Below are 15,514 nucleotides of genomic sequence, written 5' to 3' on the forward strand. Positions count from 1 at the left end.
ACGATCAGGCCGAGTGCATCGTTGTGTTCTGGCGGCGCCCGGCGGGGCGGTGCCAGACGGCGCGGTCACGGCCACCGCGCTTGGCCTGTTCGAGTGCCGCTTCGGCGCGGAGCAGCAATGAGTCGAACCTGTCGCCGATCGACGCGCCGGTGACGCCGGCGCTGACCGTCACCCGGATCATCTCGCCATAACGGCCCGGGGTTTCGAGGCCGTAGAGGCCGGTGCGCACGCGTTCGGCGACGGTCATCGCCTCGGCCTGGCAGTCCGCGCGGACAAAGGCGCCGAACTCCGCGCCACCGATTCGCCCGCACAGATCGCCTTCGCGCAGCAATGCGGCGATGCCATTGGCGATGTTGATCAGCGCGCGGTCGCCGGTTTCCTCGCCATGGACCTCATTGATCCGCTTCAGGTGATCGACGTCGAAGGCGAGCAGATAATGGCCCTCACCGCCCAGCACCGCGAGCCGGGCGTCGATCTCGCTCGCCAGATGGCGGCGGCTGGGAATGCCGGTCAGCGGGTCGCGGGTCGCGATCAGCTTGAGCTCGAGATTGGCCCGCCGCAGCGCCTTGGTCCGATCCGCGACCTTGCGTTCGAGTTCGCTCTGCGCCGATCCGATCCGCGCGGCCATGATGTCGAAATCATGCGTCAGCTGGGCCACCTCGTCGCGCGTTGCGACGCGGTCGACATCGACGAAGCGCGCGCTGGGAACGCGGCGGGTGAGCGCGCGGGTGCGTTCGATCAGGCGGGCAAGCGGCTCGCCCACGCGGCGCCGCATCAGCAGCGCGATGGCCAGCGCCTGAAGGACGAGGCAAATCGCGGCCGTCAGCGCGACCCGCAGGATCAGGCGGTTCGATTCTGCCTGCATCACCGCAGCATCCTGAACCACCAGCGCGTACCAGCCCGGCGTTTCGATCCGGCGCATCGCGACAAAGCTGCCCAGCCCCTCGGCCTCGCCCAGGAAGTTGCCGTCGCGATGCTGCTGCACGAAGGACCACAGCGCCGCCAGCCGCGGGTCGCGCGTCGCGGTCAGGTCGAGCATCGATTCAGGCCCGGATTTCTTCTGATGGGTATAGTCGGGATGATGGATCAGCCGCCCCTCACGCGAGATCAGGATGACGCCGGTGCCGGGTACGTCGTCAAACTCGTTCGCCGGGATCAGGCTGTCGAGCAGCACGCTGGTGCCCCAGCTGCCGACATGCCGCCCGTCCAGGTCGATCGGGGTCATGCAGCCGGTAGTCCAGGTGCCACCGGTGCGGTCATACATGATGTGACGCAGCGCGGTGCAGCGCATCGTGCGCGCGGGATTGGCCGCGCGGGTCGTGACCGTCGCAAATTCCTGACGCTGGAAATCCAGCGTGCTCGGCGCGTCCTTGCGGTAGAAGCGCAGCTGGTCGGCACGATCGGCGGCGAAGATCACCAGCGCATTGTCGGGTGTGAAATAATAGAGGCTTTCCAGCTCCGGCCTGACACCCTCGCCCAACTGGCTGACGACGCCGGTCGCGGCGATCAGCCGGCGGCGCGCCGCGAGATCGGGTTCGCGCGGGATGAAGGCGCCGACGCCGCGAACATGGCCAAACACCGTGTTGCCGCCGGTGAACAGCGCATCGGCGCTGCGCCGGCCACCGCGCGGATCGGTGGGAAACAACGTGTCGAACACTGCCGCATTGTCGAGCGCTGGGTTTCCGGCCAGCTCGGCCCGCAGCAATTCGCTCGCACGGGCATGAGTCGACCGGATGCGGGCGAAGCGCGCTTCCTGTTGCTGCGCAAGCTGGCGCGCATAATGATCGAGCGTCGCCAGCCCGCTTTCCCGCGACCGGCGGCTGCTATCGTCATAGGACGCGACGCCCGATATGATGAAGATCAGCCCGATCAGGGCGGAGAGCGTGATCGCCGTCCGCGTCGCAATCGACATATCCCGAAGGAGTGCAGGAAAGCGGGCGACCATCGTCCCGTGTTAAACGGGACGGGTTAAGCCACAGCTAATGCGGGGCGCGCTGCACCCCGCATCATCGTCGAACTGATCGCCTCAGACGTGGATCGGCTTGCCGGTTACCGCCATCGCCGCTTCCTTGATCGCCTCGCTGTGCGTCGGGTGGGCGTGGCAGGTATAGGCAATGTCTTCGCTGGTCGCGCCGAATTCCATCGCCTGGGTCGCCTGGGCGATCATCGTGCCGGCGAGGCTGGTGATGATCCACACGCCGAGCACGCGATCGGTCTTGGCGTCGGCGATAACCTTCACGAAGCCGTCGGGCTCGTGGTTGGTCTTGGCACGGCTGTTGCCGGCCATCGGGAACTTCCCGACCTTGATCTCGCCCTTTTCCTTCGCCGCTTCTTCGGTCAGGCCGATGCCGGCGATTTCGGGCATGGTGTAGACGACCGACGGGATCAGGTCGTGGTTCACGATGCCGGTGAGGCCAGCGATATTCTCCGCGACCGCGATCCCCTCATCCTCGGCCTTGTGCGCGAGCATCGGGCCGGGGACGACGTCACCGATCGCCCAGATGCCGTCGACCGACGTTTCGAACTCGTGCCCGATCTCGATCTGGCCGCGTGCGTTGACGGTGAGGCCGGCGGCTTCGAGGTTGAGGCCGCTCGTGTTCGGGCGGCGGCCGATCGCGACGAGGACATTGTCGGCCTCGATCGTTTCCGCCGCGCCACCCTTGGCGGGTTCGATGGTGACGGTGGCCTTGTCGCCATTGATCGCAACGCCGGTGACCTTGGTCCCGGTCTTGAACTCGATGCCCTGCTTCTTGAACAGCTTCTGCGCTTCCTTGCGCACGTCGCCGTCAAAGCCGGGGAGGATCTGGTCGAGATATTCGACCACGGTCACCTTCGCGCCGACGCGGCGCCACACGCTGCCCAGCTCAAGCCCGATCACGCCGCCGCCGATGACGACGAGATGCTCGGGCACCTTGGGCAGTTCGAGCGCGCCGGTCGAGTCGATGACGATCTTCTGGTCGACCTCGACGCCGGGCAGCGGGGTGACGCTGGAGCCGGTGGCGATGACGATGTTCTTGGCGCGGACGGTACGGTCGCCGATCTGGACCGAGTCCTTGCCGGTGAAGGACGCATAGCCCTTGAGCCATTCGACCTTGTTCTTCTTGAACAGATATTCGATGCCGCCGGTCAGGCCCTTGACCGCGTCGAGCCGCTGCGCGTGCATCGCATCGAGGTCGAGTTCGACGCTGCCGAGCTTCACGCCGAGCTTGGCGAGCGCGCCGCTGGCGGCTTCGTTGTACAGCTCGGAGGCGTGCAACAGCGCCTTGGACGGGATGCACCCGACATTGAGGCAGGTGCCGCCCAACGTCTCACGCCCCTCGGCGCAGGCCACTTTCAGGCCAAGCTGCGCCGCGCGGATTGCCGCGACATAACCGCCGGGCCCGGCACCGATCACGAGGACGTCGAAGTCGTATTCAGCCATTGTCAGTTGCTCCCGCGACGCCGCGCGTAAAATTCGTTCCAATCATCTGGCTCAGGGTATCGATCACGGTATTCCTTGCGGCCACCGCTCCCGAGTGCTGCGTACCAGTTGTCGAACTGCTCCATATAATCTTCGCCATACCCCATCCGCCAGCCCATCGACCGCGCTCCGAGTTCCGGATGCTTGAGCCAAGGCGGAAGGAATTCGTCCACTTTACAGGTCGATCAGCAGGCGGGTCGGGTCCTCGATCGCGTTCTTGAGCGCAGCGAGGAAGGTGACTGCCTCACGCCCGTCGATCAGGCGGTGATCGTAGGACAGAGCGAGATACATCATCGGGCGGATGACGATCTGGCCGTCGCGCACCACGGCGCGGTCTTCGATGCGGTGGAGGCCGAGCACTGCCGACTGCGGCGGGTTGATGATCGGGGTCGACATCAGCGACCCGAACACGCCGCCGTTGGAGATGGTGAAGGTGCCGCCCTTCATCTCTTCCATCTTGAGCGAGCCGTCCTTGGCGCGCTTGCCGAAGTCGCCGATGGTCTTTTCGACCTGCGCGACGCTCATCTGGTCGGCGTCGCGGATGACGGGGACGACCAGGCCCTGCGGCGCGCTGACCGCGACAGAGATGTCGGCATAGTCGTGATAGACGATCTCATCGCCGTCGATCTGGCCGTTGACGGCGGGGATGTCCTTGAGCGCCATGCACGCGGCCTTCACGAAGAAGCCCATGAAGCCCAAGCGGACGCCGTGCTTCTTCTCGAACAGATCCTTGTACTTGGTGCGCGCTTCGATGACCGCGGTCATGTCGACGTCGTTGAAGGTGGTGAGCAGCGCAGCGGTGTTCTGCGCGTCCTTGAGGCGGCGGGCGACGGTCTGGCGCAGGCGCGTCATCCGCACGCGCTCTTCCTTGCGACCGCCGGTCGATGCGGTGGCGGCAGCGGCGGGCGCCGGGGCAGGGGCCGCAACCGGCGCGGTCGCAGGCTTCGACGACGCGGCGGCAACCACGTCTTCCTTGGTGATGCGGCCATCGCGACCGGTGCCGGTGATCGTCGCGGGATCGACGCCATGCTCGAGCACCGCGCGGCGCACGGCGGGCGACAACGCGGCTGCGGCTTCGCCAGCGGGCTCGGCGGCGGGGGCTGCAGGAGCCTGCTGCGCGGCAGCGGCGGGAGCCGGGGCCGGCGCTGCAGCGGCGGGGGCCGCGGCGGCACCCGCGCCAGCCTCGATCGTGCCGATCAGCGCACCAACATTGACGGTGTCGCCAACCGCGACGGCATGCGCGCCCATCACGCCTGCGACGGGGGCGGGGACTTCGACCGAGACCTTGTCGGTCTCAAGGCTGGCGATCGGTTCGTCGGCGGCAACCGCCTCGCCCGGCTGCTTGAGCCATTCGCCCAGTGTCGCTTCAGTGATCGATTCGCCCAGCACGGGGACGAGGATTTCGGTGGCCATCTCGCTGTGTCCTTCCTGGGGAATTCTTACGCGCCGGGCTTGCCGGCGGTCTTGGAGTCTTCGGTCGTGCGTGCGCGGCGGATTTCCTCGCGCACATTATGGCCGAGCGCGTCGGCAACGAGCGCGCCCTGTTCGGCTTGGTGACGCTTCATCAGGCCGGTGGCGGGCGATGCCGCCGGGGCGCGACCGGCATAGCGCGGACGCTGCGGCTTGATGCCCGCTTCGACCATGCATGCCTCGATATAGGGCTCAACGAAGAACCAGTAGCCATTGTTGCGTGGCTCTTCCTGCGCCCACACCACTTCTTCGACATTGGGCATGCGCGCGAGGCGCGCGACCAACGGTTCGCCGGGGAAGGGGTAGAGCTGTTCAATGCGGATGATCGCAGTGTTCTGGTCACCCGCAGCATCGCGTGCCTCAATCAGGTCGTAGGCGACCTTGCCGGTGCACAGCACCACGCGCTTCACATCGCGGTCCGCCGGGGCCGAAGGGTCCGACAGGATGCGCATGAAGTGCGTATCGCCCTGGAACTGGTCGGCGGTGGAGACTGCCATCTTGTGGCGCAGCAGCGACTTGGGGGTCATCACCACAAGGGGCTTGCGGAAGCTGCGGTGCATCTGGCGGCGCAGCAGGTGGAAATAGTTCGCCGGGGTGGTGACGTTCGCGACCTGCATATTGTCGCCCGCGCACAGCTGGAGGAAGCGCTCGGGACGCGCCGAGCTATGCTCGGGGCCCTGGCCTTCATAGCCGTGCGGGAGCAGCATGACGAGGCCGTTGGCGCGCAGCCACTTGGACTCGCCCGACGCGATGAACTGGTCGATCATGATCTGCGCGCCGTTGACGAAGTCGCCGAACTGCGCCTCCCACAGCACCAGGCTCTTGGGGTCGGCGAGCGCATAGCCGTACTCGAAACCGAGCACGCCATATTCTGAGAGCGGGCTGTCGAGCACCTCGAACCGACCGTGCGGGATTTCGTTGAGCGGCACGTACTTGCGCTCGTCGGTCTGGTCGACCCACACGGCGTGACGCTGGCTGAACGTGCCGCGGCCCGAATCCTGGCCCGACAGGCGCACGCCATAGCCTTCCGACAGCAGCGCGCCGAAGGCCAAAGCCTCACCGGTCGCCCAGTCGAAATTCTCGCCCGACTTGAACATGTTCGCCTTGGCATCCAGCACGCGCAGCAGCGTCTTGTGCGGGGTCAGCCCCTCGGGAACGCTGGTCAGCGTGCGGCCGAGACTGTCGAACAGCTTCTTGTCGATGCCCGTTTCGACATTGCGGCGCGCACTTTCGGTTTCCACCGGCGCGCTGAGGCCCGACCAGCGACCGCCGAACCAGTCGGCCTTGTTCGCCTTGTAGGTCGCGCCCGCGCTGAACTCGTCTTCGAGATGCGCGGTGAAGTCGGCGATATGCTTGGCCGCGAAGCCGCCATCGATCACGCCCTCGCCCTCAAGCCGCTTGGCATAGAGGTCGGCGACGCCAGGATGGCCCTTGATCTTGGCGTACATCAGCGGCTGGGTGAACGAGGGCTCGTCGCCTTCGTTATGGCCGAAGCGGCGATAGCACCACATGTCGATGACGACGTCGCGCTTGAACTTCTGGCGATATTCGATCGCCATCTTGCACGCGAAGGTCACTGCCTCGGGATCATCGCCGTTGACGTGGAAGATCGGCGCCATCACGCCCTTCGCCACGTCCGATGGATAGGGCGAGGAGCGCGCGAATTGCGGGCTGGTGGTGAAGCCGATCTGGTTGTTGATGATGAAGTGGATGCAGCCGCCGGTGTTGTAGCCGCGGATCCCTGAGAAGCCGAGGCACTCCCACACGATGCCCTGACCAGCGAACGCCGCGTCACCGTGCAGCAGCACGGGCAGCACCTGCTCGTGGTTCTCAAGGTCGTTGCGGTTGGTCTGCTGCGCGCGGACCTTGCCGAGCACGACCGGGTCGACCGCCTCGAGGTGGCTAGGGTTGGCGACCAGCGACATATGCACGCTGATGCCGTCGAACTCGCGGTCGGTGCTGGTGCCGAGGTGGTACTTCACGTCGCCCGAACCGCCGATATCGTCGGGGTTGGCCGAACCGCCGGCAAATTCGTGGAAGATCACGCGATAGGGCTTGGCCATCACGTTGGCGAGCATGTTGAGGCGGCCGCGATGCGCCATGCCGTACACGATCTCGCGCACGCCGTACTGGCCGCCGTACTTGATGATCGCCTCCATCGCGGGGATCATCGATTCACCGCCGTCGAGGCCGAAGCGCTTGGTCCCGACATATTTCTTGCCGAGGAATTTCTCCCACTGCTCGGCTTCGATCACCTTGGACAGGATCGCCTTCTTGCCGTTGGGCGAGAATTCGATCGCCTTGTCCTGGCCCTCAAGCCGCTCCTGCAGGAAGCGGCGCTCCTCGACATCGGCGATGTGCATGTATTCGAGGCCGACATTGCCGCAGTAATTGCGGCGCAGGATCGCGATCAGCTCGCGGATCGTCGCCTTTTCGAGGCCGAGATTGCCGCCGAGGAAGATCGGGCGGTCCATGTCGGCGTCGGTGAAGCCGTGATATTCCGGCGTCAGATCGGCCGGCAGCTCCTGCTTGGCGAGGCCGAGCGGGTCGAGATTGGCGGCGAGATGGCCGCGCACGCGATAGGTGCGGATCAGCAGCATCGCGCGGATCGAATCATTCGCCGCGCGGGCGATGTCGGCGCCTGACGCAGCGGGGGCCGGGGCCGCCGCCGGGGCAGGGGCGCCGCCGCGCGCGGGCTTGGGCGCGGGCTCCATCTGGGTCGGGTCGAGCGCGGCGGTCAGCGCGTCGGTGTCCTTGAGCGGCCAGCGCGGATTGGCCCAGCTCGGGCCGCTCGCGGTGGTTTCCAGCCCCTCGAACCACACGCGCCAGCCGGCTTCGACCGCCGACGGATCGGCCTTGAACTTCGCGTACATCGTCTCGACGAAGGCGGGGCTCACGCCACCAGCGATCTCCGCGAAATCCAACCCATCAACGCCCATCATCAAATTCCTTCTACCCCCGGGGAATGGCCGGGCCGCGCGCCGCGCGCACCCGGCCGGGAGTGGTGTGTCAGCCCTTCAGCGCTTCAAGCAGCGTTTCGCCGAGCAGACTGGGCGACTGCGACACGCGGATGCCCGCTGCCTCCATCGCCGCGATCTTGCTCTCGGCATCGCCCTTGCCGCCCGACACGATCGCGCCGGCATGGCCCATGCGACGGCCCGGAGGGGCGGTGCGGCCCGCGATGAAGCCGGCCATCGGCTTCTTGCGGCCACGCTTGGCTTCGTCGATCAGGAACTGCGCGGCCTGCTCTTCGGCGTCGCCGCCGATTTCGCCGATCATGATGATGCTCTCGGTCGCATCATCGGCCAGGAACAGCTCGAGCACGTCGATGAAGTTGGTGCCGTTGACCGGATCGCCGCCGATGCCGACTGCGGTGGTCTGACCCAGGCCCGCATTGGTCGTCTGGAACACCGCTTCATAGGTCAGCGTGCCCGAGCGCGAGACGACGCCGACGCTGCCCTTGGAGAAGATGTTGCCCGGCATGATGCCGATCTTGCACTCGCCAGGCGTCAGCAGACCGGGGCAGTTCGGGCCGATCAGGCGCGACTTGCTGCCCGACAGCGAGCGCTTCACCTTGACCATGTCGAGCACCGGAATGCCTTCGGTGATGCACACGATCAGCGGGATTTCGGCGTCGATCGCCTCAAGGATCGAATCCGCGGCGAAGGGCGGCGGGACGTAGATCACCGATGCGTCAGCGCCGGTCTTGCTCTTGGCCTCGGCAACCGTGTCGAACACCGGCAGGCCGATGTGCGTGGTGCCGCCCTTGCCCGGCGTGACGCCGCCGACCATCTGGGTGCCATATGCCAGCGCCTGCTGGGTGTGGAAGGTGCCGGTCTCACCGGTCATACCCTGCGTGATGACCTTGGTATTCCGGTCGATGAGAATGGACATTCAGAACCCTCCGATAGATTGCGAGACCAGGACCAGGCCCTGGATGCCGTAAGACGTGCCCAGCGGGTGACCGCGCGGGACATAGGTAATTTCGAGTGCGACGCCAGTCTGCCACGGTTCCCACAGCCTTTTGGTGGCGGTGCCGTTGGCCTGAACGCCGGTCGGAGCCTTGCCGACCCAGCCGTCGATCACTTCGCGCGACGGTGCGGCGGGTGCGTCGAGGTCATAGGCGCGGCAGCCATCGCCCCAATAGCCTTCCTTCGCGACGAAGCGGCTGGTGACGAGCCAGACGGTGCGGCCGTCAAAGCTGTGGCGGAAGATCTGGCCGGTCTGAGTGCCGTCGGGCTCCTCGGCCTGAACCGCCTTGCGGCCCATTGCCGTGATGCGCGCGATACGCGGGTCGGCCTCGGCCTCAGCCACTTCGGTCCAGCCCGCAGCCGTGGCGGCGGGCGCAACCTTATCGAACGCGGACTTGCCGTCCGCGCCCTTCAGATCGAAGCATGCCGCCTTGAACGCCACAAACAGCGGCGATGGCGCAGGGGCGGGTGCCGCCTGCGCCATGCCGAATGCTGCGATAAGGGCGGCGAGCGCCGACATCAGGCGAGCGAGCTGTCGATGGCCTTACACGCGACGAGCAGTTCCTTGACCGCGTCGACCGAGACCTGAAGATTGGCCTTGGCCTCGTCATTCAGGTCGATCTCGATCACCTGCTCGACGCCATTCGCGCCGATGATCACCGGAACGCCGACATACAGATCATCGACGCCATACTGGCCGGTCAGGTGTGCGGCGCAGGGCAGCAGACGCTTCTGGTCGTAGAGATAGGCTTCGGCCATCGCGATGCCGCTGGTGGCGGGGGCGTAGAAGGCCGAACCGGTCTTGAGCAGGCCGACGATCTCGCCGCCGCCCGAACGCGTGCGCGCAACGATCGCGTCGATGCGCTCCTTGGTCGAGCGGCCCATCTTGATCAGGTCGGGGATCGGGATGCCGGCGACGGTCGAATATTCGACCACCGGGACCATGGTGTCGCCATGGCCGCCGAGCACGAAGCTGGTGACTTCCTTGACCGACACCTTGAACTCGTCGGCGAGGAAGTGGCTGAAGCGCGCGCTGTCGAGCACGCCGGCCATGCCGACAACCTTGCTGTGCGGCAGGCCTGAGAATTCGCGCAGCGCCCACACCATCGCGTCGAGCGGGTTGGTGATGCAGATGACGAAAGCGTCGGGGGCGTTGGCGGCAATGCCTTCACCAACGGCCTTCATGACCTTCAAATTGATGCCGAGCAGGTCGTCGCGGCTCATGCCCGGCTTCCGCGCGACGCCGGCGGTGACGATGATCACGTCCGCGCCCGCAATGTCGGCATAGTCGTTGCTGCCGGTGATGGTGGCGTCAAAGCCCTCGACCGGGCCGCACTGCGAAAGGTCGAGCGCCTTGCCCTGCGGAACGCCCTCGACCACGTCGAACAGGACGATGTCGCCAAGACCCTTCAGGGCGGCGAGGTGAGCAAGCGTGCCGCCGATATTGCCGGCGCCGATAAGGGCGATTTTCTTGCGGGCCAAATGAGCCTCCCTGAACATGCGTTGGGCGGCCGGTCCTACTTATTGGCCGCAGGGACGGAGGCGCCTTAGGCGCATTATAGAGGCTGGGCAACCGACGAATTGCCCGCCGTCAAGAAATCTTTGCGTCTGCGAATTAGTTGCAATAAGCGGGGTTTAGGTTGCGCCAACCAACCGCCCCGCGACCGCCTCCGCCACCTTGATCCCGTCGATCGCGGCGGAGAGGATGCCGCCGGCATAGCCTGCACCTTCGCCGGCGGGGAACAGGCCGGGGGTGTTGAGGCTCTGCAGGTCGCCGTTGCGGGTGATGCGGATCGGGCTGGAGGTGCGCGTTTCGACGCCGGTCATGATCGCATCGGGGTGATCGTAATTGGCGATGCGGCGGCCGAAGATGGGCAGTGCCTCGCGGAACGCTTCGATCGCGAACGACGGCAGGCAGGCGGACAGGTCGGTGGGGGTCACGCCGGGCTTGTAGCTCGGCACGACTTCACCGACTGCGGTCGAGGCGCGGCCGGCGAGCAGGTCGCCGACGCGCTGGACCGGGGCGTTGTAGTTGGAGCCGCCGGCGATGTACGCCAGATCCTCGAAGTGGCGCTGGAGTGCGAGGCCGGCCAGCGGGCCGTCGGGATAGTCGCGCGCCGGATCGATCGCGACGACCAGGCCGGAATTGGCGTTGAATTCGGCGCGCGAATATTGGCTCATGCCGTTGGTGACGACGCGGCCCTCTTCGCTGGTCGCGGCGACGACGCGGCCGCCGGGACACATGCAGAAGCTGTAGACGCTGCGCCCGTTCGAGGCGTGATGCACCACCGAATAGGCGGCGGGGCCGAGATCGGGGTGCTTGGCACAATTGCCGAAGCGGGCGGTGTCGATCCACGCCTGCGGATGTTCGATCCGCACGCCGATCGCGAAGGGCTTGGCCTCGACATGCACGCCGCGGCGGTGGAGCATCTCGAACGTCGGACGCGCGCTGTGGCCGACCGCGAGAACGACCTGATCGGTTTCGATGAAGCTGCCGTCGTGCAGATGCAGGCCGCGAATGTTGCGGTTTGCATCCAGTTCGATGTCATCGACCCGCGTCTGCCAGCGATATTCGCCGCCCAGTTCCTCAATCGCCGCACGCATGCTTTCGACCATGGTGACGAGGCGGAAGGTGCCGATATGCGGATGCGCCTCCCACAAGATGTCGTCGGGCGCGCCGGCCTTGACGAACTCCTCCAGCACCTTGCGGCCGAGGAAGCGGGGGTCCTTGACCCGGCAATAGAGCTTACCGTCGGAAAAGGTGCCTGCGCCGCCCTCGCCGAACTGCACATTGCTGTCGGGGTTCAACTCGCTGCGCCGCCACAGGCCCCAGGTGTCCTTGGTCCGCTGGCGCACCACCTTGCCGCGATCGAGGATGATCGGGCGGAAGCCCATCTGTGCGAGGATCAGGCCCGCGAAGATGCCGCACGGCCCCGCGCCGATGACCACCGGGCGCTTGCCGGACCAGCCTGCGGGCGCGGTGACCGGCGGGCGATAGGCCATGTCCGGGGTGGGGCGGACATCCTTGTCGTCGGGGAAGTGGGCGAGCACCGCCGCTTCGTCGGCGAGGTCGAGGTCGAAGGTATAGACGAGCTGAATCGCGTTGCGGCGGCGCGCGTCGTTGCCGCGCTTGAACAGGGTCCAGCCGATCAGGTCGGCGCGGGCGATGCCGAGCCGGTCGCAGATCGCGGCGGGAACGGCTTCGGGCGGATGATTCAGCGGGAGGTTGAGGCCGGAGAGACGGAGCATGAGGGGGCTTTAGAGGGGAATGGTGCGGTTTCCAATTCCTCCCCTGCGGTGGAGGGGAGCGACGGCTTGCCCCTTGCCGACCCCTACCAACCCGTTAAACCTCTCATCCAAGGGAAGTGGGGGATTGCGAATGGCGAGCGTAGCGGACGAACCGGGGCAGGTGCGCGAGCCGAGCAAGGCGGAGATGCGGCAGGTGGTGACCGCGTCGTCGCTGGGCACCGTATTCGAATGGTATGACTTCTTCATCTACGGCACGCTCGCCGCGTCGGGGATCATCGGGCGGACCTTCTTCGCGACCGGCAATCCGGTGCTGGAGGCGCTCTATGCCTGGGCCGGCTTTGCGGTCGGGTTCGGGTTCCGCCCGCTGGGTGCGGTGCTGTTCGGCTATCTGGGCGACAAGCTCGGGCGCAAATACACCTTCCTCGTCACCATCACGCTGATGGGCATCGCGACCGCGGGCGTTGGGCTTGTACCGTCCTATGCCAGTATCGGCGTTGCGGCACCGATGATCGTGATCGGGCTGCGCATTCTGCAGGGCCTTGCGCTGGGCGGCGAATATGGCGGGGCGGCGATCTATGTCGCGGAGCATTCGCCGCCGGGCCGCGCCGGCTATCACACCAGCTTCATTCAAGCGAGCGTGTCGGCGGGGTTCATCCTGAGCCTGGCGGTGGTGCTGACGACGCGCTTTGCGATGCCGGCGGACAGTTTCGACGAGTGGGGCTGGCGCCTGCCGTTCATCTTCTCGATCGCCTTGCTCGCGATCTCCCTGTGGATGCGGGTGAAATTGAACGAAAGCCCCGTGTTCAAGGCGATGAAGGCGTCGGGCGAGATTGCGCGCAATCCGCTCAAGGAGAGCTTTACCTATCCCGGCAATTGGCGGCGGTTGCTGGTCGCATTGTTCGGGATCGCGGCGGGGCTGACCGTGATCTGGTACACCGCGACCTTCTCGGTCCTGTCCTTCCTGCAAGGGCCGATGCGGGTCGAGCCGGTGGTGGCGCAGCTGCTCGCAGCTGGCGGCGCGGCGGCTGGGCTGTTCTGGTTCATCCTGTTTGGAAAGCTCTCCGACAAGATCGGGCGGAAAAAGCCGATCATCATCGGCTATGGTTTCACCCTGTTGCTGCTGTTCCCGCTATTCTGGGCGATGGGGCATGCCGCCAATCCGGGGCTGGCGGAGGCGGCGAAGCGCTCGCCGGTGGTCGTGTCGGGGCCGGACTGCGCCTATGATCCGTTCGCCGCGCAGCAATCGACGACGTGCGGCCAGCTGATGGATTATCTGTCGAAAAAGGGCATTCCTTATACGCAGGAGGTAACACCATCGGCATCGGTCGCGATCGGCAGCATCCCGGTGGTGTCCAACACCTCGGTCGATATCGACAAGGCGCTGTCGGAGTCGGGCTATTCGCTTGAGCGGGTGACGCCGGGCACGGTCGATCTGGTGCTGATCCTGATCGCGATCGTCGCGCTGGCGGCATTGTCGGGGGCGACCTATGGCCCGGTCGCCGCGTTGCTGACCGAGCTGTTTCCGCCGCGCATCCGCTATAGCTCGATGTCGATCCCCTATCATATCGGCACCGGCTATTTCGGCGGATTCCTGCCGCTGATCAGCCAGTATATGGTGGCCAAAAGCGGCGATCCCTATTCGGGGCTGTGGTACACCTGGATCGTGGTTGCGATGGCGCTGGTGGTGACGTTGTTCTTCCTCAAGGAACGCGATCTGGTTCACGAGTGATTGCGGCGACTGACACTCCGGCTTAGTCGGGCGCCATGACCGCTTCCCCGCTTCGCCTGCGTCTCGACCGGGACGCGCTGGTCGCCAATTGGCGGACGCTTGCCGCGATGAGCGGGGCGGCGGCGTGCGGTGCGGCGGTGAAGGCCAATGGCTATGGGCTGGGGGCGCGTGAGGTGGTCCGGCACTTGGCGGAGGCCGGGTGTTGCGATTTCTTTGTCGCGACCTGGGGCGAGGCGCTGGTGCTGGCGGATGCCGGGGTTGCGGTGTCGGTTCTGCATGGCGTGCGCGACGCCGATATGGCCGTGGCGCTGGCGGCGTCCCATGCCCGGCCGGTGCTGAACAGCATGCAGCAGGTGCGGCGCTGGCGGGAGGCCGGGGGCGGGGCGTGCGACGTGATGGTCGATACGGGGATGAACCGGCTGGGCATCGCGCCTGCGGATGTCGCGGCGGGTCTGCTCGACGGGCTGCAGGTCGAGACGCTGATGAGTCATCTGGCCAGCGCGGACGAGGACGTGCCGCTCAACGGGCAGCAGCGCGACGCCTTTGCTGCGTTGCGCGGGCGGACCGGGGCGCGGCGGATGAGCCTGGCCAATTCGGCGGGCATCGCGCTGGGCGAGGACTATGCGTTCGATCTGACCCGCCCAGGCATCGCGCTATATGGCGCGGCACCGGTGCCTGCGCTGGCGGGGCGGATGCGGCAGGTGGTGATGCCCGAGGCGCAGATCCTGCAGCGGCGGCTGGTGCCGGCGGGCGAGGGCGTCGGCTATAACCTGACCTGGACCGCGCCTGCGGACACTGAGGTGGCGATCGTCAATCTTGGCTATGCAGACGGTTATCTGCGCTGTTTCTCGGGCAAGGGGATGGCGATGGCGGGCGGGATTCCGGTCCCGGTGATCGGGCGCGTGTCGATGGATCTGACCGCAGTGGATGTCAGCGCCGCGCCGGACTTGGGCGAGGGCGACTGGCTCGCGTTCGCCTATGACCTGCCCGCGACGTCCGCGCTGTCGGGGCTGTCGCAATATGAGCTGCTGACCGGGCTTGGCGCGCGGTTCGACCGGATTTGGGGAAAAGTCCGATTTCGGTTCAGCGTTGCGAAAGGCGCTGACGCGTACCATCTTGGGTAACAGAGGAGTGGAAAGCCATGCGTATTGCTTTTGCCGCCGCCGCCCTTGCCGCCCTGGCCCTGCCGGGCGCCGCAACGGCCGATGAAAAACCATATCCCAAGGGTGAGGCAGAACTCGCCAAGATGCTCGAGGGCCGTGTGGCCGGAAAGCCGGTGAAGTGTCTGTCGAGCTCGACGCTCGGCCAGAGCACGGTGATCGACAAGACCGCGATCGTCTATCGCAGCGGATCGAAGCTGTACGTCAACCGCCCGCGTGGCGGCGCGGACCAGCTGAGCGACGACGAGATTCTGGTTACCCAAATCTATGGCAGCCAGTTGTGCAATGTGGACAAGATCGACCTGGTCGATCGCTCGTCGCGGATGTGGAGCGGCTTTGTCGTGCTGGGCGATTTCGTGCCGTACACCAAGGTGAAATAAGCCGCTTCGGAGCGAGGCGAGAAAAGGGCCGGCGGATTGCGATCCGCCGGCCCTTTTTTAATGCGCAAAAGAAAGGGGCCGCCTGTCCGAAGACA

At 66.1% G+C, this 15,514-nt stretch carries 11 protein-coding genes; 3 read left to right on the top strand and 8 right to left on the bottom strand.

Annotation, left to right across the window (positions count from 1 at the left end; translation table 11 throughout):
• Positions 1-4: 4 nt before the first annotated feature.
• From VGN66_RS11185 to VGN66_RS11220, 8 genes are all read right to left on the bottom strand, one after another.
• A complete protein-coding gene (locus VGN66_RS11185; protein WP_327518893.1) occupies positions 5-1,912 on the bottom strand; it encodes a diguanylate cyclase domain-containing protein in 1,908 nt (635 codons plus the stop codon).
• 114 nt (positions 1,913-2,026) lie between these two features.
• A complete protein-coding gene (lpdA, locus tag VGN66_RS11190) occupies positions 2,027-3,421 on the bottom strand; it encodes a dihydrolipoyl dehydrogenase (RefSeq protein ID WP_327518894.1) in 1,395 nt (464 codons plus the stop codon).
• Between the two features lie 213 nt (positions 3,422-3,634).
• The gene (gene odhB, locus VGN66_RS11195) at positions 3,635-4,873 is read right to left on the bottom strand and encodes a 2-oxoglutarate dehydrogenase complex dihydrolipoyllysine-residue succinyltransferase (protein ID WP_327518895.1); all 1,239 of its coding nucleotides are present in this window, start codon (positions 4,871-4,873) and stop codon (positions 3,635-3,637) included.
• Between the two features lie 26 nt (positions 4,874-4,899).
• A complete protein-coding gene (locus VGN66_RS11200) occupies positions 4,900-7,869 on the bottom strand; it encodes a 2-oxoglutarate dehydrogenase E1 component (protein ID WP_327518896.1) in 2,970 nt (989 codons plus the stop codon).
• Between the two features lie 70 nt (positions 7,870-7,939).
• Positions 7,940-8,824 (bottom strand): succinate--CoA ligase subunit alpha, encoded by an 885-nt coding sequence (sucD, locus tag VGN66_RS11205; RefSeq protein ID WP_066659385.1) that lies wholly within the window; start codon positions 8,822-8,824, stop codon positions 7,940-7,942.
• The gene (locus tag VGN66_RS11210) at positions 8,825-9,421 is read right to left on the bottom strand and encodes a hypothetical protein (RefSeq protein ID WP_327518898.1); all 597 of its coding nucleotides are present in this window, start codon (positions 9,419-9,421) and stop codon (positions 8,825-8,827) included.
• Positions 9,421-10,383, bottom strand: coding sequence for a malate dehydrogenase (gene mdh, locus VGN66_RS11215; protein WP_327518899.1), 963 nt, complete (start codon positions 10,381-10,383; stop codon positions 9,421-9,423). The genes VGN66_RS11210 and mdh overlap by 1 nt, the downstream gene beginning before the upstream one ends.
• 153 nt (positions 10,384-10,536) lie before the next feature.
• A complete protein-coding gene (locus VGN66_RS11220; protein WP_327518900.1) occupies positions 10,537-12,150 on the bottom strand; it encodes an NAD(P)/FAD-dependent oxidoreductase in 1,614 nt (537 codons plus the stop codon).
• A gap of 130 nt (positions 12,151-12,280) precedes the next feature.
• Between VGN66_RS11220 and VGN66_RS11225 the strand changes: the two genes are divergently transcribed.
• Genes VGN66_RS11225 through VGN66_RS11235 form a run of 3 tightly spaced genes read left to right on the top strand, consistent with a single transcriptional unit; the run spans position 12,281 to position 15,419 of the window.
• A complete protein-coding gene (locus VGN66_RS11225) occupies positions 12,281-13,879 on the top strand; it encodes an MFS transporter (protein WP_327518901.1) in 1,599 nt (532 codons plus the stop codon).
• Between the two features lie 35 nt (positions 13,880-13,914).
• Entirely contained in the window at positions 13,915-15,003 is a 1,089-nt protein-coding gene (alr, locus tag VGN66_RS11230; protein ID WP_327518902.1) for an alanine racemase, read from the top strand.
• A gap of 17 nt (positions 15,004-15,020) precedes the next feature.
• Entirely contained in the window at positions 15,021-15,419 is a 399-nt protein-coding gene (locus tag VGN66_RS11235) for a hypothetical protein (RefSeq protein WP_327518903.1), read from the top strand.
• Positions 15,420-15,514 lie beyond the last annotated feature (95 nt).

Origin of the sequence: Sphingomonas sp. (genome assembly GCF_035998645.1) — a bacterium.
GTDB lineage: Bacteria > Pseudomonadota > Alphaproteobacteria > Sphingomonadales > Sphingomonadaceae > Sphingomonas.

What these genes read in the sequence shown, in the direction of transcription:
- VGN66_RS11185 (WP_327518893.1), bottom strand. Translation starts at nt 1,912, where the DNA reads ATGTCGATTGCGACGCGGACGGCGATCACGCTCTCCGCCCTGATCGGG.
- lpdA (WP_327518894.1), bottom strand. Translation starts at nt 3,421, where the DNA reads ATGGCTGAATACGACTTCGACGTCCTCGTGATCGGTGCCGGGCCCGGC.
- odhB (WP_327518895.1), bottom strand. Translation starts at nt 4,873, where the DNA reads ATGGCCACCGAAATCCTCGTCCCCGTGCTGGGCGAATCGATCACTGAA.
- VGN66_RS11200 (WP_327518896.1), bottom strand. Translation starts at nt 7,869, where the DNA reads ATGGGCGTTGATGGGTTGGATTTCGCGGAGATCGCTGGTGGCGTGAGC.
- sucD (WP_066659385.1), bottom strand. Translation starts at nt 8,824, where the DNA reads ATGTCCATTCTCATCGACCGGAATACCAAGGTCATCACGCAGGGTATG.
- VGN66_RS11210 (WP_327518898.1), bottom strand. Translation starts at nt 9,421, where the DNA reads ATGTCGGCGCTCGCCGCCCTTATCGCAGCATTCGGCATGGCGCAGGCG.
- VGN66_RS11220 (WP_327518900.1), bottom strand. Translation starts at nt 12,150, where the DNA reads ATGCTCCGTCTCTCCGGCCTCAACCTCCCGCTGAATCATCCGCCCGAA.
- VGN66_RS11225 (WP_327518901.1), top strand. Translation starts at nt 12,281, where the DNA reads ATGGCGAGCGTAGCGGACGAACCGGGGCAGGTGCGCGAGCCGAGCAAG.
- alr (WP_327518902.1), top strand. Translation starts at nt 13,915, where the DNA reads ATGACCGCTTCCCCGCTTCGCCTGCGTCTCGACCGGGACGCGCTGGTC.
- VGN66_RS11235 (WP_327518903.1), top strand. Translation starts at nt 15,021, where the DNA reads ATGCGTATTGCTTTTGCCGCCGCCGCCCTTGCCGCCCTGGCCCTGCCG.